The 18,912-nt window shown below is 70.2% G+C and carries 17 protein-coding genes and 5 pseudogenes; 10 read left to right on the forward strand and 12 right to left on the reverse strand.

Annotated features, from left to right (window positions below):
- Positions 1–94: 94 nt before the first annotated feature.
- Positions 95–181: pseudogene (locus ACFRKB_RS28955) on the reverse strand (integrase/recombinase); the annotation flags it as partial.
- A 391-nt stretch (positions 182–572) separates the two neighbouring features.
- Between ACFRKB_RS28955 and ACFRKB_RS28960 the strand changes: the two are divergent.
- Complete coding sequence (locus ACFRKB_RS28960; RefSeq protein WP_383109487.1) at positions 573–884, forward strand: hypothetical protein; 312 nt, start codon at positions 573–575, stop codon at positions 882–884.
- 61 nt (positions 885–945) lie between these two features.
- On the opposite strand, the gene ACFRKB_RS28965 is transcribed toward ACFRKB_RS28960, so the two are convergent.
- From ACFRKB_RS28965 to ACFRKB_RS28975, 3 genes are read right to left on the reverse strand one after another with little or no spacing between them, the layout of a single operon-like run.
- Positions 946–1,338 (reverse strand): GAF domain-containing protein, encoded by a 393-nt coding sequence (locus ACFRKB_RS28965; RefSeq protein ID WP_383109539.1) that lies wholly within the window; start codon positions 1,336–1,338, stop codon positions 946–948.
- A gap of 35 nt (positions 1,339–1,373) precedes the next feature.
- On the reverse strand, positions 1,374–1,520 hold the full coding sequence (locus tag ACFRKB_RS28970; protein WP_383109488.1) for a hypothetical protein: 147 nt from the start codon (positions 1,518–1,520) through the stop codon (positions 1,374–1,376).
- A gap of 5 nt (positions 1,521–1,525) precedes the next feature.
- Positions 1,526–1,903 (reverse strand): PAS domain-containing protein, encoded by a 378-nt coding sequence (locus ACFRKB_RS28975; RefSeq protein WP_383109540.1) that lies wholly within the window; start codon positions 1,901–1,903, stop codon positions 1,526–1,528.
- 335 nt (positions 1,904–2,238) lie between these two features.
- Here ACFRKB_RS28975 and ACFRKB_RS28980 point away from each other — a divergent pair, with 335 nt between their 5' ends.
- The 3 genes from ACFRKB_RS28980 (at position 2,239) to ACFRKB_RS28990 (ending at position 7,800) form a co-directional block, all read left to right on the forward strand.
- The gene (locus ACFRKB_RS28980) at positions 2,239–2,556 is read left to right on the forward strand and encodes an ISAzo13-like element transposase-related protein (RefSeq protein WP_383109542.1); all 318 of its coding nucleotides are present in this window, start codon (positions 2,239–2,241) and stop codon (positions 2,554–2,556) included.
- A gap of 340 nt (positions 2,557–2,896) precedes the next feature.
- On the forward strand, positions 2,897–3,262 hold the full coding sequence (locus ACFRKB_RS28985; protein WP_383109490.1) for an effector-associated constant component EACC1: 366 nt from the start codon (positions 2,897–2,899) through the stop codon (positions 3,260–3,262).
- Complete coding sequence (locus ACFRKB_RS28990; RefSeq protein WP_383109491.1) at positions 3,259–7,800, forward strand: caspase, EACC1-associated type; 4,542 nt, start codon at positions 3,259–3,261, stop codon at positions 7,798–7,800. The genes ACFRKB_RS28985 and ACFRKB_RS28990 overlap by 4 nt, the downstream gene beginning before the upstream one ends.
- A 5-nt stretch (positions 7,801–7,805) precedes the next feature.
- Here the strand turns inward: ACFRKB_RS28990 and ACFRKB_RS28995 are convergent, their stop codons facing one another.
- Complete coding sequence (locus ACFRKB_RS28995) at positions 7,806–8,072, reverse strand: hypothetical protein (protein ID WP_383109492.1); 267 nt, start codon at positions 8,070–8,072, stop codon at positions 7,806–7,808.
- Between the two features lie 97 nt (positions 8,073–8,169).
- On the opposite strand from ACFRKB_RS28995, the pseudogene ACFRKB_RS29000 reads away from it, so the two are divergent.
- Positions 8,170–8,498, forward strand: a pseudogene (locus ACFRKB_RS29000) (NAD(P)-binding domain-containing protein); the annotation flags it as partial.
- A gap of 692 nt (positions 8,499–9,190) precedes the next feature.
- Here the strand turns inward: ACFRKB_RS29000 and ACFRKB_RS29005 are convergent.
- The 3 genes and pseudogenes from ACFRKB_RS29005 to ACFRKB_RS29015 all read right to left on the reverse strand — a co-directional run.
- Positions 9,191–9,703, reverse strand: a pseudogene (locus ACFRKB_RS29005) (tyrosine-type recombinase/integrase); the annotation flags it as partial.
- 10 nt (positions 9,704–9,713) lie between these two features.
- Positions 9,714–10,332, reverse strand: a pseudogene (locus tag ACFRKB_RS29010) (IS110 family transposase); the annotation flags it as partial.
- 411 nt (positions 10,333–10,743) lie between these two features.
- Positions 10,744–10,902, reverse strand: a complete 159-nt coding sequence (locus ACFRKB_RS29015) for a hypothetical protein (protein ID WP_383109494.1) — start codon at positions 10,900–10,902, stop codon at positions 10,744–10,746.
- A 438-nt stretch (positions 10,903–11,340) separates the two neighbouring features.
- Here ACFRKB_RS29015 and ACFRKB_RS29020 point away from each other — a divergent pair, with 438 nt between their 5' ends.
- Genes ACFRKB_RS29020 through ACFRKB_RS29030 form a run of 3 tightly spaced genes read left to right on the forward strand, consistent with a single transcriptional unit; the run spans position 11,341 to position 14,329 of the window.
- Positions 11,341–11,571, forward strand: coding sequence for a hypothetical protein (locus ACFRKB_RS29020; protein ID WP_326614443.1), 231 nt, complete (start codon positions 11,341–11,343; stop codon positions 11,569–11,571).
- Positions 11,568–12,278, forward strand: a complete 711-nt coding sequence (locus tag ACFRKB_RS29025) for an RNA polymerase sigma factor (protein WP_383109495.1) — start codon at positions 11,568–11,570, stop codon at positions 12,276–12,278. Before ACFRKB_RS29020 ends, ACFRKB_RS29025 begins: the two co-directional genes overlap by 4 nt.
- Entirely contained in the window at positions 12,275–14,329 is a 2,055-nt protein-coding gene (locus ACFRKB_RS29030) for a M48 family metalloprotease (RefSeq protein ID WP_383109496.1), read from the forward strand. Before ACFRKB_RS29025 ends, ACFRKB_RS29030 begins: the two co-directional genes overlap by 4 nt.
- Positions 14,330–14,343: 14 nt before the next feature.
- On the opposite strand, the gene ACFRKB_RS29035 is transcribed toward ACFRKB_RS29030, so the two are convergent.
- The 3 genes from ACFRKB_RS29035 to ACFRKB_RS29045 form a co-directional block, all read right to left on the reverse strand.
- Complete coding sequence (locus ACFRKB_RS29035; RefSeq protein WP_383109497.1) at positions 14,344–14,778, reverse strand: J domain-containing protein; 435 nt, start codon at positions 14,776–14,778, stop codon at positions 14,344–14,346.
- Complete coding sequence (locus tag ACFRKB_RS29040; protein WP_383109499.1) at positions 14,775–15,503, reverse strand: hypothetical protein; 729 nt, start codon at positions 15,501–15,503, stop codon at positions 14,775–14,777. The genes ACFRKB_RS29035 and ACFRKB_RS29040 overlap by 4 nt, the downstream gene beginning before the upstream one ends.
- Before the next feature lie 346 nt (positions 15,504–15,849).
- A complete protein-coding gene (locus ACFRKB_RS29045) occupies positions 15,850–17,133 on the reverse strand; it encodes a tetratricopeptide repeat protein (RefSeq protein WP_383109500.1) in 1,284 nt (427 codons plus the stop codon).
- Positions 17,134–17,480: 347 nt separating this feature from the next.
- On the opposite strand from ACFRKB_RS29045, the pseudogene ACFRKB_RS29050 reads away from it, so the two are divergent.
- A pseudogene (locus ACFRKB_RS29050) lies at positions 17,481–17,636 on the forward strand (IS5/IS1182 family transposase); the annotation flags it as partial.
- Positions 17,637–17,766: 130 nt separating this feature from the next.
- Here the strand turns inward: ACFRKB_RS29050 and ACFRKB_RS29055 are convergent.
- Positions 17,767–18,363: a hypothetical protein gene (locus ACFRKB_RS29055; RefSeq protein WP_383109501.1), complete on the reverse strand. Its 597-nt coding sequence runs from the start codon at positions 18,361–18,363 to the stop codon at positions 17,767–17,769.
- Positions 18,364–18,453: 90 nt separating this feature from the next.
- Here ACFRKB_RS29055 and ACFRKB_RS29060 point away from each other — a divergent pair, with 90 nt between their 5' ends.
- Positions 18,454–18,885, forward strand: a complete 432-nt coding sequence (locus ACFRKB_RS29060) for a hypothetical protein (protein WP_383109502.1) — start codon at positions 18,454–18,456, stop codon at positions 18,883–18,885.
- The last annotated feature ends 27 nt before the right edge of the window (positions 18,886–18,912 follow it).

The raw sequence follows: 18,912 nt of genomic DNA on the forward strand, positions 1-18,912 counted from the left end.
GTGTCCCGGCCCGGCCCTCCGGCGTACATCGCGCATGCTGCAAACGTGCAGCCACGTGTAGGTGAACATTCGACTACCGGCCCGATCGACCGGGGCGATCCGTGTTCGGGTTGCGGAGCGAGTCGAGGAAGGCGTCGGCAGCCGCGCGGACGGTCAACGCCTTTCCGGTCGGCAGTCGCACGACGGTGGGCGCCGCCTCCCCCTTGCCACGGAGAGCGTCGCCGCAGGCGGCGGATCAAGCTCCCGCAGATATTGGGGCGTTATCCGTGGAACAGCTTCAGACAGCCCCATGAACGACATCCCGTCAGCCGCCCATCAGGGCCGACGAACGCTCAGCGCACGAATCTGACACGGCTGTTCCTCGGACCCCGAGGACGGGCGCACAGCCCCTCTCCTTTGCAGCGGGCTTCACCGGCTGGGGACGCGCGACGTTCGCTACGCGAGCAGGGCGTCGGCGATTACCGCTTCCAGGAAAGGGTTTCGCTGAGACCGAGCGGCCCAGTTGCGCAGGTGTGCCTCCGCCTCGACGGCCACGCCACGAACGAGTCGTGGCAGGTGGATAGGATCCCCCGATGAGCGCGATCCGGGTTTGGGAGATGGCGAGCCGGAGGGACAAGAGGACGGCAGTCATCGTCGGGGCAGGCAATCTGCTGATGAGCAGCGTGCTCTTCTTGATGATGATCGGCGGACTACCGTTCTACGAGCCCATGACCCGTCAGCAGGAATCTGCATCTCAGCGGTCCGCCATCCCGGTCTTCGGTGGCTGGCTCGCAGCCGGACTGGTGCTGTCCCTTGTCCTGGGCATGACTCGGACCGCGTTGAGCCACCTCGCCACGATGCTCGTTCCGCCCGCCGCACTGACTCTGATTCTGCTGGCCCTGTGAAGCCCGTCCGCCTGGGCCGCGCACACCGTCTTTGAGCTTCAGGCCAGCCAATTGAAGCGCTTCAGGTGTCGTTGTGGCGTGGGGCTGACCGTTCGGCATGGCGGATGAGATCGTCGGCGAGGTTGTCCAGGTTCTGGATCTGGGTTTGTGCGAGCTGCTGGGCGAGGGCGTGCCTGGCGTCGTAGAGGCCGGCACGGTCCAGGGCCTGGGCGATCAGTCCGGCAAGGGAGGAGAGGAGGGCACGTTCGGCAGGGAGGAAGGTGCGGGGCCGGTTGTAGGAGAGGGCGACAGATCCGATGCCGTGACCGGATGCGGTCAGGGGCAGGAAGGCCCAGGCGCTCCTGGCTTTGCAGCGGGGTGCGTCGGGATGGGCGCGCTGGAAGTCGGTGAAGGTGGAGTAGAGGACGGGGTCACCCGTGGCCAGTGCTTGCGCGGTCGGGGTGCGGAAGGCCAGGCGCGTGCCGTCGAAGCGGCTGAGAAACTCGGCGCTTAGCCGCGGTGGTCGATGATGTTCAGTCGGCCCTCCTCGGCGACCATGAGGACCAGACCCTGGGGGCCGAAGGCGGGCACGATCTGGTCGGCGACGACATCGATCACCTCATGAACGCTCGCGGCCTCGGCGAGGGCGGTCGCCATGTGCGTCAAGTGGTACAGCGCCATTGCGCCGGCCGGCTCGCCGGATGCCGAAGTCTCCGTGGTGACTGTCTGCTGCGTGGAGGGGGTGATGCGGACGCTGATGCCACTGTCGTCGGGGTAGAGCTGGAAGAGGAGTGGTGTGTCCGGGGGCGCACGGCGGTGAAGGAGGTGGGCTGGCAGGTGACCACCGCCGCCCGGTAGCTGTCTTCGCTGACCCGGGCATGCATCCACGGCAGCACTTCCCAAGGGCGATTGCCCCTGAGCGAGAGGGCGTCGGCGCCGACCAGGTCGGCACCGGCGGAGTTGATGAAGGTGAGTCGGCCGTGGAGGTCCAGGCTGCAGCAGCCGACAGGGAGGCGTTCGGTGAAGCCGAGCGCGGCCATCACCTGGGCGGGGTCGGCCTCCTTGAGCGGTGCTGGAAGCGACCGGGGTTCCTCGGGGGGCAGCAGAGGACTGCCGTGGTCGGCGGCTTGTTGAAGAAGATCTGCCGCGTGCCCGCAGCATGTGGTGACCGCTTCACGCTGGTGTGGAGCGAGTCGTGGCGGGTGCCTGACGGGCCACAGCAACCCGATGCCGCCCCACACCAGGGTGCCGCTGGCGAGGGGTTGCGTCAGCCGCGGCCTGGCCGAGCTCGATGCGGGGGTGGAACCAGACGGGCGTGTACGGCGGCCGGGGGAGGGCCGTCCGGCCCTGACGGACAAGGGCCCGGGGCTAATCGCTGCGCCGCCTCGCGGACGAACTCGCCGCCCAGGGCCGGAAGGTGGGCCGCGACACCGTCGCGGTCCTTCTGAAGGCGGCCGGGTTCAGCCTGCGCGGCAACGCACGGGTGCTGGTCGGCAGCCACTACCGGGACAGGGACGCGCAGTTCCGGCACCTCAACGCCATGGTGGCCGACTTCCTCCAGGCCGGTGACCCAGTGATCAGCGTGGACACCAAGAAGAAGGAGCAGATCGGGCTCTTCGCCCGCCCCGGGCGGGAGTGGGGCCCGTCGAGAATCAAGTGGCGCGCTGGTATGTCCCTGGCCTGCGGTGGGTGAACACGGCCTGCGCGTAGGCCCTTGAGCAGGTGGGGCAGCAGCCGGGCGGCGCCGGTGTCCCAGTAGACCGGCTCCAGCACGAAGTTCTCGCGGACCGCGCCGCGGCGACGGGGTTGCGGACCGTGTTCGGGTTGCCGAGCGAGTCGCGCAAGGTGGGCGCGGGCTCGTGCTGCTGGAGGCGGTGGTCGACAAGTGGGGGTGGATCCGCCGGGCGAGAGGCGGCAAGACCGTGTGGTTCGAATGTAGTCGGTGATCTGGAACGCGGTCCCTGGGATGGGTAACCTCTCATCGCCAAGAACCGCGGATCGCGGTGGGGAGACGACGAGCGCACGGGGGGCACATGCGTACCGTCATCACGGTGGGGCCGGACGGGGCCGAGGAACTGCGGGGCTGGTTGCTGGACGTGCCGGAGCTGCGCGGCCGGATCCATCGGGACGAGCCCGCGACACCGCGGTCCGGCGCCATGGGACCGGCGACCGACGCGCTGGTCGCCCTGCTGGAGCCGGGTGGAGTTGCCGCGGTCTTCGCCGGGGCCACCGTCGCCTGGGTGCAGAGCCGCCGCAGCAATCACACCATCACCATCACCCGCTCCGACGGAAGCACGATCGAGATCACGACTCGGCAGACCCGCAACCTCAGTCCGCAGGAACTCGCCGAGTTGGCGGAACGGCTTGCGCGGCCGCCGGAGGAAGACCCACCGGCGTGACCGGCCACCTGGCGACTTCCGGTGCCTGGGCGCTGCTGATCGGCACGGGCAGGCACGTCCCCGGATCGAAGCTCTCCGACCTGCCCGCCGTGGACGCCACGCTGGAGGATCTACAGAAGGCGCTGCACGAGGTCTGCGGCATGGCGCCCGAACGCGTGACGCGGGTCCCGGGCGGTGCGGACCCCGCCGAGGTGGTGGCCGCAGTCGAGGAAGCCGCTGCGCAGGCGGCAGGGCCGCTGCTGCTCTACTACGTGGGACACGGCCTGCTCGGCCCCGGCGACGAGCTGTACCTGGCCACTCGCTCCAGCAGCTCCGCCCGGAACATCGCGCACGCCGTCCCGTACCGGACCCTGCGCGCTCTGCTGGGGGAGGTGGGAGGGGGCAGCCTGGTGGTCCTCGACTGCTGCTTCTCCGGGCGGGGCAAGGTGCCACGGTCGGACGGCGGCATGCGGCAGCCGTTCGTCTCCGCCTTGCCGCGGGGCAGCTTCCTGCTCAGCTCGGCCTCGAACTATGAGCTGTCCTTCGCGCCCGAGGGCGAGCAACACACCCTGTTCAGCGGGCGACTGCTGCGCCTGCTCACGGAAGGTGACCCCGCAGGGCCGCCGTGGCTGACCGCGGACCGCCTTCACGCGGCGCTGGACCGGGAGTTCGCCGACGACACGCGCGTCCGCCCGGCCCGGCAGAGCGAGGGGACGCTGGGCGAACTGGTCATCGCCCGCAACCGCGCCTACCGAGTCCCGGGCGGCGACGCCGTCGAGCCGCCCGCCGACGTGCCTTGCCCCTACCCGGGTCTGGCGCCGTTCCGGGCAGAGGACAGCGGCCACTTCTCCGGCCGTGACGACCTGGTGGAACAGCTGCTGACGGCTGTCGTACGGCCCGGGAGCGAACCGGGTGAACCGGTCGTGGTGGTCGGTGCCTCGGGAGCGGGCAAGTCCTCCTTGCTGCGCGCGGGGCTGCTCGCGAGCCTCGAACGCCGCCACGCGGCCGACGGCAGCGAGGACCTCTGGCCCGCGCTGCTGCTCCCGACGCCCGGAGCCCACCCGATGGACGCGCTGTCCGAGGCATGGGCCGAGGCCACGGGGCGCGAGACGCACGAGGTACGTACGGCACTGGAAGCAGGCCGCTTCCCGCCGCCGCGGGCCGACGGCGAGCCGTGCCGATTACTGGTCGTCGACCAGTTCGAGGAACTGTTCACGCACTGCCAGGACATCGGGGAACGCCACGCGTTCGTCGCGGTGCTGACGGCCGACGCCGGTGCCGCCCGCCCCCGGGTCGTGCTCGGACTGCGCGCCGACCACTACGGCAGCTGCCTGGCCCACCCGGAACTGGAGAGCGCCCTCGAACACGGTCAGGTGAACGTACCGCCGATGCGGGAGCGGGACCTGCGAGCCGCCGTCGAGGAACCCGCCGCCGCGGTCGGGCTCGGCCTGGAACGCGGACTGACCGACCGGCTTCTGCACGACCTGAACGAGGGCCGCCTCGGCGACGACGAAACGGGCGCGCTGCCCTTCCTGGCCCACGCCCTGCGCGAAACCTGGCGGGAGCGCAGCGGTACTCGGCTCACCCTCACCGGATACCAGGCCACGGGGGGCATCTGGCAGTCGGTGGCCAAGACCGGCGAAGCCCTGCACGAGTCGCTGGACGATGATGGCCGAGGGGCCCTGCGGGACCTGTTGCTGCGGATGGTGCACCTGCCTCCGGACGGCACCGGGGCCCGGGCGGGGATCCGGCGTCCGGTCCCGCTCGACTCTCTGCTGGACGGCCTTCCTCCCGGCGCGCGGAAGATCCGCGACCGGCTGGCCGAGGACAGGTTGATCACCGTGGGCCAGGACACCGCGCAGATCGCCCACGAGGCACTGCTGCGCGCCTGGCCCCGGCTGCGCGACTGGATCGAAGAGGACGCCGCCACGCTGCTGCGGCGGCAACAGCTGCGCACGGCCGCCGACGACTGGCGCGCCGCCGACCGGGACGCCGCGTTCCTGCTCACGGGCAGCCGGCTGCAAGCCGTGCTGGAGCTACGGGATCCCGGCGGCCACGGGCCGCTGCCGGAGCGGGAGTCGGAGTTCCTGACCGCGAGCGAGGAGGCCGCCGAGAGCGCGCGCCGGCGCGAGCGGCGGCGGGTCTTGGTGCTGAAGACGGCGGTCGTGGCGCTGGTGATCGGCCTGGTGGTGGCTATCGGGTCGGCCGTGGTGGCGATACGCCAGGAAGAGAAGGCGCAGGAGCAGCGCAGGAGCGCCCAGAAACAACGGGAGTTGGCCACGTACCGGGCGCTGCTGGCCGAGGCGCAGAACCTGCGCGGGACCGATCCGCGCAGCTCGCTGGACCTGGGCCTGGCCGCGCACGCGCTGCGTCCGACTGCCGAGTCCCGGCGGGTGATCTCCGAGACTCTGAGGGAGAGCCCGTTCCGCAGCAGCACGGTGCTGAAGACGAGCGTCTACGAAACGGTGCTCGGCTCCGACGGACGGACGCTTGCCGCGGTGGATGTCAAGGGCGGTATGACGCTGTGGGACGTCAGCCGGCGGACCACGCGCCGCACCCCGCTGGCCAAGCTGGACTGCCAACCCTCCTACGCCCGGGACGTGTCCTTCGGCGGGCCAGGAGGCACGATCCTGGCCGCCCGCTGCACGGAGGACACTCTGTCGCTCTGGGATCTCACCGGCCTGCACAGCGGCACCGCGCCACAACGCCTGACCACGCTGCACGTCGACGGTCTGCCGGGCTCACCGGATGCTCTGGCTCTGAATGCCGCTGGCACAAGGCTCGCCGCGACCGGCTGGTGGAGCGAGGAAGAGGACATGGCGGCGGAGAAGGGCGCCGCACTCGTCCTGTGGGACGTCTCCGAACCGCGGCGGTCGCGACGCCTCTCGGTCACCAAGGGCGTGTACGAGGCGGATCGGGTGGCGTTCTCCCCCGACGGCCGTACGCTCGCCACCTCGGCGGATACGGTCCGGACCCGCGGCCCCCTCGACGTGGGGAACGCCTATGTGACAAGCGGCGTGCGCACGTGGGACGTCTCGGACCCGCGCCGGCCCCGGCACGGCGACAAGGTGACCGGGTCCCAGGGTGACGTCGCGTTCAGCCCGGACGGCAACTCCCTGGTCACGATCGATGATCGAGCCGCCAAGCTGATCGACGTCACCGCGCCGACGGCCCCGGAGGTGCTGGCCGAATGGCCTGTCCACTCCGCCGAAGTCGAGGGGTTCGCCTTCTCGCGGGACGGCCGTCGACTGGCCACAGCAGGCGGAGACGGAGTCGTCGCCGTGTGGGATGTGAGCGACCGGCGTGCCCCCAAGCGGACGGACCGCCTCGTGGGACACGCAACCATGCAGGGGAAGGTCAACCAGGGCGTGGGGATCAACGCCCTGGGGTTCGGGGCCGACGGCCGCGCTCTGGTCTCGGTGAGTACCTTCGGAGGGTACTCGGAGGTCATCCACTGGAACCTGGGAAGCGGTCAAAAAGCCCATGTCGTGGGGAAGGTGGACAGCGGCGGAGGCTCGACGCGGATGGCGCTGACGCCTGACGGCAAGACTCTGGCCGTCAGCGGGGGGACCGGGACCAGCCTTTGGGACGTGAGTGACCGCACCCGCCCCAAGGCGAAGGCCACGCTCCGGGACACCTACAGCCTCATCGACGACATAGCCGTGAATGCCGACGGCACGTTGCTGGCGAGCGCCCACATCAACGGGACGGTCGTGCTGTGGGATGTGTCCGACCGGACCCGTCCGCGCATCGCCGGCAGGTTCACCACGGAGGAGTCGAGCGGGATAACCCTGGCCTTCTCGCCCGACGCACCGCTCCTCGCGGTCCACGGCGAGGATCTCGACCTGTGGAACCTCACGAACCCCGCCAGACCGGTGAAAACCGCCCATATCGCCGAGCCCCGCTCCTACGCCGACGTCTCGTTCAGCCCCGACGGCAGCCGTCTCCTGACGTCACCGGGCAGGGTCTCCCCGGGCGTCAGCCTGTGGGACCTGTCGGCAGGTGACAAAGGGTTCGTGATGCTGCCCTCCCCGCAGCATTCGCGGATGGGCATCTACGGCGATGGGGCGTTCAGCCCGAGCGGCACCCTCGTGGCGATCGCAGACCCGATCTTGTTCGGCGAAGACGCAGCCCTGGTCCTCTTCGACGTCAGCGACCCGCGCCACCCCCGGCACGTGAGCACCGTGAGCCGTGAGGACGAGAAGCAGGTCAAGTTCAATCGCGTGGTCTTCCACCCCGACGGAAACCTGCTGGCAGCCGCCGGCGAGGACGGAATCACCTGGTTGTGGAGCGTCGCCGACCCCACGAAACCGCACTTGGCGGGCCGTCTCGGCGAGCACCCGAACACGGTGGACGACGTGCTCTTCGGCCCGGACGGACAGACCCTGGTCACCTCCAGCGACGGCATCGCGTACCTGTGGGACCTGGGCGACTACCCGGAGATCGCCGCGGACACGATCGGCATGGCCTGCCGTGTCGCGAGTGGCGGCCTGCTGGACTGGGAGTGGCAGGTGTACGCGCCCGACGTCCCGTTCCGCACGGCGTGCCCTTCCGGTTGAGAAGGTCAGCCCGAAGTCCGGTCCTTCACCGGCTCCGGCGAGCTGCCGGCCACGGCGCCCCTGATCCTCGTACGCGCCCGCGGCCCCTGGAACACATAAGCCAGCCCAAACCCGGCGCCGACCGCCATCGCCCCGCCCACCGCGTCGAGGACAAGAGTGCCGCGGCCGTCGACGGCCTTCGGGCAGGCGACGAGCCAGTGCGGGGCGACGTGCGAGAAGCGGCGGACTGCTCGGGGAGTGCGATCGCGGCGCCGGTTGTTGGCCGCGTCCACCTGGCGGAGGATCGTCAGCGCCGGTCGACGCCGAGATCGTCGGTGAGGCCGATACGATGCCCAGGCCCGGCCGCCATCCCGATGTGAGGATTCCGTACTGACTCAGCGGCGTTGCGCCCGTGCGGCGGTGTTCTCGGCCGGGTCCTGGGGCGCCGCCGTCGCCAAGATCCTGGCCGATGCCGGCACCGATGTCATCGTGCACGCCCGCCGCAGCGCGATCGCCGACGCAATCAACACGCAGCACCGCAACCCCGGCTCCTTCCCGGACATTGCACTGCCCGCCGCTCTGACGGCGACGACCGACCCGGCCGCCGCACTCGCTGGCGCGGACTTCCTGGTGCTGTCCATCCCCGCCCAGACCCTGCGGACCAACCTCGTCGCGTGGGCGCCGCAGATCGGGCCGGCACGGTGATCGTGTCCCTGATCCATCCCGCCGACGAGGCTCTACGTCGGGCATTACGAGGCGTATGACCCTCCGCGTAATCTTGGCTGGGTCCCCGCGCCCACCGCGGGGATCTACGTGGTCCCACCGGAGAACTCGGATGTGGACGATGCGGGGTGCATGCTTTATCTCGGTGGTGCTGCACCCATTCGAGTGGAGCCAGTGGAGGACTGACGCCAGGGCGCGCTTCTTCGCTCGGCGTCGGACTATCGCCCTCGAAGTCGACGGCAAGACTGAGCTTCCGGTCGCCGAGGCCGCGCGTCGGGCGAAGGTGTCCGAGCAGTCGGTCGGGAACTGGAAGCGCCATATCCTGGAGCCGGGCCGGGCCGTGCTGGCGTCCGGGAAGTCCGGCCCCGGCAGCCGGGACCAGGAACCCAGATGTGAAAGCACATCGAGTACGGGCGGACGTTGCAAACGGCTCAGTCGTGCGACTTCAGCGCATCGACCAGGTGACGCCCTTCTTGTGTCCCGTTGCGCAGCAGTACCGCAGCCGTGGTGTGCAGCTCGTTCCAGGCACGCGGGCGTCAGACCACAGCAGCCTCAGGAACCGTCGCAAGGGAGGCCGTCAATGCCTGCTCAGGCTCTCCGGCCCCCGCAAGCGCATGCCCAGGCAGGATCGATACCACGCCTTGTCGCGGCGATAGTTGTCCGGTAGCGCGGCGGCCGCGGTGATGTGACTCGCCGCCGAGTGACGGAGGTCGTGGAACCGGATGCGACGGAGCCGGCCCGGTGGAGCAGGGCGGTGAAGTGCCGGGGGAGGGTGGCCCCTTCGATCGGGGCTCCGTGGGCCGGGTGAAGATGTAGTTGCTGTCCTGCCAGCTTGTGCCTGCCGCTTCGCGTTCCTGGTGCTGCTGGGTGCGGTGCTGTTCGAAGGAGCGCAGGCACGGCGTGGGCAGGGGCGATGCGTCGTTCGGAGCTCTGAGTCTTGGTCGGGAGGGTGGTCAGGCCGCCGGAGTTGGTGCGCTGGAGGGTGCGGCGGATGCTGGCAGTTCCGTCGGCGAGGTCGAGGTCTTCCCTCCGCAGACCGAGGAGTTCGCCCTGCGGAGTCCTGTGCGCAGGGCGAGTTCGAACAGCGGCTCAACCGGTGACCGCTGGCGGCGGCCAGGAACTTGCGTGCTTCCGCAGCGTCTCGGTGTCCCCCCGAGATCGCTGGCGACGGACTCGATCGCCGCTCCCGGCCGCGACCGGTACAACGCGACCCGCTTGAGCGCGCCCTGCACATGTGCGCGGGGCAGTCGAGCCGCCTTCGTCGGTGTCCGGGCCAGCTTGAGGATCTCGTGGGCCTCGGGCCGACAGAGGCCGTTCTTCCAGGATTCGACGGCCACGAGAGCGGCAGGGTAGTACTCGCGCAGCAGAGATCGGAGCTGGTTGGGGATCCGCTGGCGGCTCCAGGTTGCGTCCTGCTGAGCGCGCGCGAGGACGGCGACGGCGCGGGGCCAGGTCGCTGTCCTGGGGAGGTGGCCGGTGGGCGTGCATGTCAGTCCGCAGCACGTTGGCCAGGACCAGGGCGTCGCCCGGATCGGACTTCTTGCGCGAGACGGAGTGACGGTCGCGCTATCGGGCGGCGGCCGTCGGATTGATCGCGAACACCTGCCGCTTGCCGGTCCGCAACACCGCTACCAGTAAGCCCCGGGATGTGTCGATCGCAACTGGGATCGGGGATTCCTCTGAATCGCCGCACTCGGCGAGCAGATCCAGCAGGGTCTCGTAGCCGGCGGCGTCATCGGTGATGTGCTACGTAGCCAGTAACTGACCGCTGTCGTCGACCAGGGCTACGTCGTGCGTGCGCTCCGCCCAGTCGATGCCGCAAAGGATCAAGATCCTTCCCCTCTCAGGGTTCGGGTGTTCGTACTGGTCACGAGCTCATGCGGGACTACGCAGCGACCTAATCCCAGGACTCGACGCGAGGGTCGGTCCGCCACCTCAGTAGCTGTTCGTGGCACCAGCTCACCGCACGGGCCCCGGCCTGCGTTGGAGCTGAAGGCTCGGGCATCACGAGGGGTCGCCATGCGGCGGGCTCCTACCACACTCACCAACGAGTGATCAAGTGGGCAGTGTTGACAATGATGGCGGTCACGAGAGCATCGAGCACCACCGCTCTGGATATAGGGATCAAGTCCCCAGACGGCTCAAGGCGTTCGGCCCGACACCCACGTGACCGCCATCGCGACCAACGCGTCTACTGCTCCAACCGACCGGCGGGTGTGCGTCCCTCAAGGACTGTCGCTATCAGCGGATTAGGACGGCTCCGAGCTCAGCAGCTGCGTCATCGGCCGTCGGGATGAGCGCCACAGGTGTTGCATGCTGGACGTCGCAGCGCCAGAAGTCCAGTTCACGGAAGCCGGAGATGACACGCAGGTCGCAGGTCGGGGCGATGACGTAGGTCAAGTCGAGGAGGATCCGAGCTTCGTGTTCAGACGGTATCGGCCACCCACAACCGCCCCCTCCGTGTCAACTGCCGTCGCGTCCACGGTAAATGGCGGCACCGATAACTGGGAGATCGCGGCCATCGGGACGAGAGAGAGAACAGGCCAGGCTGCCGCACTTCCGGCCTTGGCGCCGAGGGGAGAATGGCAGAGCGCGGCACAATCCGACTGAAGCGGGGTACCCGGTTGCCGGTCCGTGTCAGCTTCGCTCGTGGCCAGGGCCATCAGGTCATCAGCGTCCGAGCTGAAGGTGCGGTCAAGAACCGGGTCACGGGCCAACAGCGGGGTGATGGCCATGCGAACGGGCAGGCGGCACCGTTTTCCATCCGTGGGTAAACACCCCGGGCGCGTGCGGCTGTATCTGGGTGTCACTGCTGTGAGTCCGAGGAAGGACGCGAAGATGATCGACCCTGTGGTGCTGGTCGTGGTACCGGTGTGTGCCCGGCTGGTGTACGCGCTGGCGGCATTGTGGATGCGGCCCGCGAAGGAGCGGGCGTGGGCGCAGGCTCTGGCCACGGTCGTGCGGGCGGCGGGGCCGGGCGGCACGGTCGAGGTCACACGAGCGGACGGCGACACGCTGACCGCGCGCTCGGCGGCGGCCCTCGGGCCCGCCGGGACGGACCGCCCGTGAGTACGGAACCGGCCGTGCGGCCCCGTGACTTCGAGACCTTCTTCTCCGGCTCGTACGCTCGCATTGTGGCGCAGGTGATCATGCTGTGCGGCAGCCGCGCGGACGCCGAGGACGTCACTCAGGAGGCGTTCGTGGAGGCGTACCGGGCCTGGGAGCGGATCGCCGGGTACGAACTGCCCGAGGCGTGGGTGTACCGGGTGGCGGTCCAGCGGCTGTGGAAGACCCAGCGCAGGCGCAGAACGGGCGAGCAGCGACTGCCCGATGTACCGGTTCCCGTCCAGGCGGGCCCGGAGCAGAGCGCCGAGGCACGCGAGGTGCTGCGGCTGCTCGCCGCCTTGCCACCGCGGCAGCGGACCACCATGGTGTTGTTCTGTCTGCACGGCTGGTCCCAGAGCGAGATCGCCAAGGCGCTGCGGATGACACGCGGCGGGGTCGCCGCGAACGTGTCCAAGGCGCGCCAGACGCTGAGGGAGGCGCTGGGCATGAGCGCGGACGAGACGATCGGTGGTCGTGATCCGTTCCTGGGCGGGGCGGAGCCGGGCCGTCTCGGCCGGGTGGACGCGAGCCGGATCAGCCTCGGCCGTGACCCTGTCGACGCGGCTCTGCGCGACACGGAAAGCTGGCTGCGGGCGGCCCTCCAGGCGGACCCGGAGCGGCTCGGCCGGGCGCGGGCCGCAGTGGCCCGCCGAGCGGAGGAGAGAGGGTGACGGCGGTTCTGGGCTGGTTACGCGGGCTGTTCGCCGTAGGACTGCTCGCCGGGTTCTACGTCGTGGCGTCCGCGCTCCTCGTGACCGACGTGGCGCTGGTCGCGGCGATGCTGTGGCTGATGGTCGAGGCACCCTCGCGGGCGGGCAACTGGTCGCTGGTCCTCGGCGGCAGTATCCCGGCGGCCGTCGCGCTTCTGTACGGCATCGCGACGGTGAGCCGCACGGAGGAGCACCCACCCGCTGCGGTCCTCGTCAGCCGCGCCGAGGCGCCCGGCCTGTGGCGGCTGGTCGAGGACCTGGCCGGGCGGTTGCGCACCCGGCCGCCCGACCGGATCTACCTGACACCGGAGGCCAACGCGTCCGTGTCGGAGAAGGCCCGGCTGCTCGGGTTCGCCGTCGGGGACCGGACCATGTACCTCGGCGTCCCCCTGTTGAGGTGGCTGAAGCCCATGGAGCTGCGGGCCGTGCTCTGCCATGAACTCGGCCACTACGCGGGCCGGCACACCCGGTTCGGCGCGCTCACCTACCGGGGCGCGGCGGCACTCGGCTCCGTTCTGTTCCGGCTCCGGATGACCGCGCGGTCCGAGGAGGTCAGGTCGGGGTACGCCTGGCTGTTCCACTCGGTGATCAGCTGCTACGGGTGGCTGTACTTCCGCCTGTCGCTCGCGGTGCGCCGGCGTCAGGAGCTGGAGGCGGACGCGGAGGCGGTCGCGGCGGTCGGCCCGGCGGTGACCGCCGACGCGCTGCGCGCGGTTCACGCGCTCGCCCTCACCTGGGCCGGGTTCGAGAGCCGCTACCTGCGGCCGGTGCAGCGCCTCGGGTTCGCGCCCGAGGACGTGTTCGAGGCCTTCGCCGCCATGCTGGACGATCCGTGCGTCCGGGAGCGGATGGCCGACCTGCGCGAGCACCCGGTCGAAGCGGGCCGGTCCCCGCTGGACTCCCACCCGCCGCTGGCCCGGCGGCTGGCCCTGATCGAGGCGCGGCCCGCCGGGGACGCCCCGGACGTCGTCGACGACGGGCCGCTGGTCACCGCCGACAGACTTGTGCGGCGGGTACGGCGGAGCGTGCTCGACAAGGCCGGGGGTCCGGTGACCGAGCTGTCCGTGACCACCTGGGCCGACCTGGCCGCCGAGGCGTTCGCGGTCGAACTCGCGAGCCTCCTGCTGGACGCGGCACGCGGCGTCGGCAGCACCGCGCGGCCCACCCTCGCCACCGTTCTCGATCTGCTGGAACACGGGGAGCCGGCCGAGCTGATACGTCGTCTCACCGATGCCCCCGAGCCCGAGGAGCAACTCGCCGAAGCGCTGTACGCGCTGACCGGGCAAGCGCTGGCCGGAGCGGGCCGGGCCCGCTGGACACTCAGCTGGACCCACGGCTACCTGTTGGACTGCCCTCAGGACCCGGCCGGCCGCCTGGAGGACCTGGTAGCCGCCGCCGTACGCGACCGTGCGGGAGTACACGCCCTGCGCCGGGAACTGGCCCGCCTCGGCCTCGACACCGAGGCGCCCGTCGTGCTGGCCCTGCGTACGGTGGCCGCGCCGGCCGGGCGTACGACCGTCCATCGGACCACCCGGGGCGCCCCGGACCTGGTCCTCGGGGAACTCGCGCGGCAGCGGAAGGTCGCCAAGGTGACCGTAGGCGCGCTGATCGTCACGGGGGCGGTGTGGGGCATCGCTCTGATCGGCGCCGACTCGCCGCAGCCCTACCGGCCGGCGTTCCCCACGCCGGCCGCCCCGCAGTACTCGCCCGCCCCGCAGTACTCGCCCGCCCCGCAGTACTCGCCCGCGCCGCAACTCACCTTGCCGCTGCCGACGCGGCCGGGTCTCGACATGCCGCTGCCCACTCCGAGCCTGAGTTTCACGCTTCCCATGCCCGTCTTCCCCTATCGCGTCCACCGCGTGGTGCCCGGTGACACGCTGACCGAAATCGCCTGCCGGTACGGCACCACGGTCGAAGCCCTCCAGGAGTACAACGACATGGGGCGCGGGACCGGCCTCATCGCGGGGCAGCGGTTGCTGGTGCCGGAGGGCGGCACGGCACGGTGCCGGTGACCGGGAACGGCGGGTCAGCGACGGCGGCCACGCCGCTTCGGCCGCGGCTCCTGGACGGGGCGCCACCAGGCGAACCGGTCGGCCCGCCGCCAGGAGACGCCGGGATCGTGCTCCGGGAAGGGCACGGAGTGCACCCGGCGCTCGTCCGCGACCGGACCAGCGCCGGGCGCCCACGCGAAAGGGTCGGCCGCGGGCGGCGGCTCGGCCTGAGTCCACCGCGCACCGGCCGACGGCGTCCTCGTACGGCGGCGATCGTACGCGGCACGCCGCACCGGGTCGGTCAGCGTCTCGTAGGCCAGGTGCAGGCCCTGGAACACCTTGGCGTCGCCGCCCTTGTCGGGATGGTGGGTGAGCGCCTTGCGGCGGTACGCCCGCCCGATCTCGGCCCGGTCGGCGTCGGCAGGGACACCGAGGACGGCGTAGTAGTCCGGTTCGGCCGCCTCGGTCATCGGGCCGCCACCTCGGCCTGCCGGCAGATCAGCCGCCATGACGCGCGGTGCGCGGGCCCGGACAGAGCCGTGCCGTGTCCCGACACGAACGTCACCCAGCGGCGTCCGGCCAGATAGCACCAGACGTCCATCTCGTCCCCGTCCCCGGAGTAGTGGAAGTCCCCGTGGTCGAACACGTCACCGTTGACGAACGGCCATTGCAGCCGCGACTGCGCCTCCACGGGCAGATTGCCGAGGAATCCGCGCATCCGCGCCGACAGCGGCAGTTCCTCGCCGCCCCGCCGCTCCGGAGCCGACGCGCCTGGCAGAGCGACTCTGCCGGGCCGGGCCCGTGTCGGCTTCTGTACCACCACCGCATGCCGTAAGGACGACGGCACGAAAGGCGTCACAGTGAGCAACTGGGCTGGCCCGCCACGGTCGTTGAGCGTCGGAGTGCTCACGGCGAGGCCCCGCTCCCCGAACACCACCGCGTACGGCCGCTCGTTGTCCGTCCGGTGGCAGTACGCCCACCACTCGACCATCGGCCCGACCCTGGCGATCATCCGGTCCCGGACCGCCTCGCTCAACTGCCGCCACCAGTAGTCCCGTCCGGGCCGGTCGACGAACCCGAGCGTCCCGGCGTCATGCACGGGAGCCCCCACGGACGGCCTCGGTGCCGGGAACCGTCCGGACCGGCGGCCCACCGCGCCGCCCTCACCGGGCCAGGGCACAGGCTGCGACGTCATGCGGGGCCTCCCGGAGCGATTCAGCCGATACCGGCCTCATTGTCCGGGGGCGCACGCGTGAAAACCAGCGCCTGGCACGGAAATCCGCCGACGCCCACCCTTCTCGATCACCGACTGCCCCGTCCACGACTGGTGATCGGCTTGAACGCGCCGGGCGTGTTGCGGACATCCAGAGGCGTTCTCCGAAGACGGTGCCGCCGGTGCCGGTGAGCACGCGGACCGCACCCAGCGCGAACTCGTTGTCTCCTTCCGTGATCTCGCCGGCCCGGATGTCGGGATGCCACGCGGGCGGTCCGCTGAACAGCCGGATGACAGACCATAGTTCGGGTACGTGGGCCGGCTCGGCTCAGTTGGCCTCCCCCAGGTGGCTCAGGGCTTGGCGGAAGTCATCGAGGGCGGGTCTGAACTCGCGGGCGGCGGTGTGGAAGGCCGATCGGTCGATCAGGCTCCGGGACAGTGTTCGCGTTCCCTCTGCCGGGTTGTGCTCGGTCAGACGGCGGGCCAGGCTCACTCCGTCGTCGAACAGGGGGCGCACGTGCTCCGCGAACAGATGGGTGCGGTTCTCCCAGTAGACGGCGGAGCGGATGGTGAGGACGCGATGGAGGCGGACCAGTTCGGCCAGGTGTTGGTCCGGATCTTCGGTGGCTCGCGGAGCAAGGGTGTCCACCTCTTCGCGGAGGGCGTGACGGCTGTCGAAGTAGCGCCGCTTGGCGTCGGGCGACCACTGCATGGGCGCCGCACCCGAAGGCGGACGCGGTCCATCGGACGCGGGCCGATCGCTTTCGGCGCCGGAGAGGGTCAGCAGCGCCGCCCAGAAGGATGCCTGATAGCCACTCCAGGATTTCCGCTCACCGGTATCGGCCAGCTCCGTCAGCAAGGCGAGTGCCTCTTGCCGCACGAGGGCCGCCTGCTCGCCTCGGCCGTGGGTGTCGAGCATCTGTGCGTACCCGATGAGCGAGTAGAGATGGCAGGCCATCGGGCCGCGGTCGTTCGCGGCTTCGGCCGCCTCCATGCTGACGAGTGTCTTGAACGCGGCGAGTGCTTCGCCGGACCGGCCGGCGTTGTGGAGAGCGGCGATCCACTCCAGGAGTGACCAGGCGAGAGCCCCACTGCGGGGCCCGTCGGGCAGGATCGCCGCGACCAACTCGGTCATGGCATCGGCAGCCTCGGCATACCGGCCTTCCTCGGAGAGTCCCGCAGCCCACTCATGCAGCCCTCTGACCACGGAGTCTCCGGACAGTTCGGCCTGTGCACGGCCGATGGCGAGCATCTCGGCGCGCATGGCGAGCCCTTCGGCGCGTCGCCCCAGGCTGTACAGCTCTCGCTGACACGTGCTGAGGGCCTCGTACAGAACATCCGCACGGGCAGGTTCGGCCGGATCGATGGACCGCGCCACGGTCACCGCCTCCTCGCACAGCGCCAGAGAGGACGCGTGCCTTGTGCCGGAGCCAGCGTCGTAGCTCAGACGTTGCAGCGCCTTGGCCAAGAGCGGTAGGTACGAGGCGGGGCTGACCTGAGCGAGCACCCGGTAGGCGTCGACTTCCTCGCGCGGCGTGCGGCGCCCCGACGCGAGCAGCACATTCCGTGCCCGCACGATGTCGTCCTGATCGACTTTCCCCGAGTGATTCATAACGGAGATTCTGGGTGCCCCTGAGACGGCCGAACAAGGCTGGTCACCTGTGCCGTTCCTCCTACGGAAATGCGCTCTGACCTGTCATGATGGGTGTGACATCACTTTCCCCGGGGACTCTCTCGCTGGTCCGTCTGATCGGCGCGGTCGGGTCGGGCAAGTCGGCGCGGGCCGGCACCTGGGCCCGACACCCAGGTCCTCGAACTCGACAGGTTCCGGGCCCTGGCCAGCGACGATTCTCTGTCACGTTCAGCGTGTTGATGTCGTGGGTGGCTCCAGAGCGGAGCGTATGAGTGCCGACGCCGGACTTGGAAGCCGCTGTACATGAAGCGGTCATCGGACAAGGTCCGGGTAAGGCGCACCAAGCGGCCAACCGGAAGAAGAAGGGCGCGAGGGGCGGGCGTCCGGTCTCGCACGACGCCGAGTTGTACAAGGAGCGCAATACCGCGGGGCGGTGCATCAACAAGATCAAAAAGTGGAGGGGGCCGGCCACGCGTTTCGACATCGATGGCTGTAGCGGGCCACGTCTTCGCATCGCCGGCTCGACCGACGAACGAGATATCTCATGACCGGCGGCGGCCAATATGGCAACCACCTCCCGTTGCGGCACCTGGGGCGCCGGCGTCTCCCTGCTCAGCGAAGACCGCGCTTCTCGCGTTCGGCTTCGATCAGCTCCTCCATGAGTTCTTCCGGGCCCACTGTGTACTCGGTGTCATCGAGGGCGTCGTAGTCCTGGGTGCTCAGCGGTAGGCCGAGTTCGGCGAGTTCGGCGGCCAGTTGTGTGAACGCGATTCGCTCGTCGGGCTCGTCCTGATAGCTTGCCTGTGCGGCGGCGGCCCCCTCGGTCAGGGTGAGGCCGACCAGGCCCCAGAAGGTGAACTCGGTGTCCAGCTCTATGAGGTGCCAGGCACGGTCTGCGGGTTCGTCGGGGTGCAGCCAGTAGCCGATCCACCCCTTTCCGCCCTTCGCCACGAGCTTGACGTACTTGGCCATCTCCGCGACTCCGGCGTCGACGGCCTGCGACTCCGGGTCCGCGAGTTCCTTTTCGCTCCGATAGCTGGTGTCCAGGAGGGGGTGGACCTCTCCCGCCTCGAAGAAGTCGAGGTCGAGAAGGTGGGTGAAGTCGGTGTGGCCTTCCCACTGCGCCACCAGCAGCACGCGCAGATCGTCGGGTATTGGACGGCCGTCCAGTCGCTCGCGGGAGAACTCGGCGAGCCGTTCGTCGTACATACGCCCTCTCCAGAGGTCGAGGCAAGATCCTCGCGCCAACGTAACAGCGGTGTCGACCCCAAGGCGCCTGGCGCCCACATCGCACAGGCCATGCGCACCCTGCCGGCGCACCTGCCCACCGACCCGACTCCCGAGCAGGTGGACGCCTGGGTGGAGTTGGCCGAGCTGGTCAGTGACGAGCAATTCCGGGAGAGGGTACGCGAGATGGCTCTGGCCGGAGCGCAGGGGGAGCAGCAGCCGGAGGGTCTCGACCCGGCGAAGGTCGCAGAGCACGTCGGCCGGGTGATGCGCGAGCACATCGCCCCCGAATCGGCCGCGGGCACGGAGATCCTTCACCGTATTGTCGACTCCCACTTGCCCGCAGCCGAACGCGCCCGTCTGGCCGATCGGTTGGCCACCTTCACCGACCGCGGGGTGGAGCGGTACTGGCAGCTGCTGGGCGTGCTCAATGGGTGGCCGCCGGCCCCCTCGAGAGTGCCGGCGTTCGAGTGGCTGATCGCTGCACTGCGAGCACCTGTCTAGTGCTGTGACCGGGAAGGTTCGCCGGGG

This window comes from Streptomyces scopuliridis (assembly GCF_042790125.1).
Classification (GTDB): Bacteria; Actinomycetota; Actinomycetes; order Streptomycetales; family Streptomycetaceae; genus Streptomyces; species Streptomyces scopuliridis_A.

What these genes read in the sequence shown, in the direction of transcription:
- ACFRKB_RS29035 (WP_383109497.1), bottom strand. Translation starts at nt 14,778, where the DNA reads ATGACCGAGGCGGCCGAACCGGACTACTACGCCGTCCTCGGTGTCCCT.
- ACFRKB_RS28975 (WP_383109540.1), bottom strand. Translation starts at nt 1,903, where the DNA reads ATGGCCGCGCTCGGCTTCACCGAACGCCTCCCTGTCGGCTGCTGCAGC.
- ACFRKB_RS28970 (WP_383109488.1), bottom strand. Translation starts at nt 1,520, where the DNA reads ATGGCGACCGCCCTCGCCGAGGCCGCGAGCGTTCATGAGGTGATCGAT.
- ACFRKB_RS28960 (WP_383109487.1), top strand. Translation starts at nt 573, where the DNA reads ATGAGCGCGATCCGGGTTTGGGAGATGGCGAGCCGGAGGGACAAGAGG.
- ACFRKB_RS29060 (WP_383109502.1), top strand. Translation starts at nt 18,454, where the DNA reads ATGCGCACCCTGCCGGCGCACCTGCCCACCGACCCGACTCCCGAGCAG.
- ACFRKB_RS29040 (WP_383109499.1), bottom strand. Translation starts at nt 15,503, where the DNA reads ATGACGTCGCAGCCTGTGCCCTGGCCCGGTGAGGGCGGCGCGGTGGGC.
- ACFRKB_RS28985 (WP_383109490.1), top strand. Translation starts at nt 2,897, where the DNA reads ATGCGTACCGTCATCACGGTGGGGCCGGACGGGGCCGAGGAACTGCGG.
- ACFRKB_RS29045 (WP_383109500.1), bottom strand. Translation starts at nt 17,133, where the DNA reads ATGAATCACTCGGGGAAAGTCGATCAGGACGACATCGTGCGGGCACGG.
- ACFRKB_RS29020 (WP_326614443.1), top strand. Translation starts at nt 11,341, where the DNA reads ATGATCGACCCTGTGGTGCTGGTCGTGGTACCGGTGTGTGCCCGGCTG.
- ACFRKB_RS29055 (WP_383109501.1), bottom strand. Translation starts at nt 18,363, where the DNA reads ATGTACGACGAACGGCTCGCCGAGTTCTCCCGCGAGCGACTGGACGGC.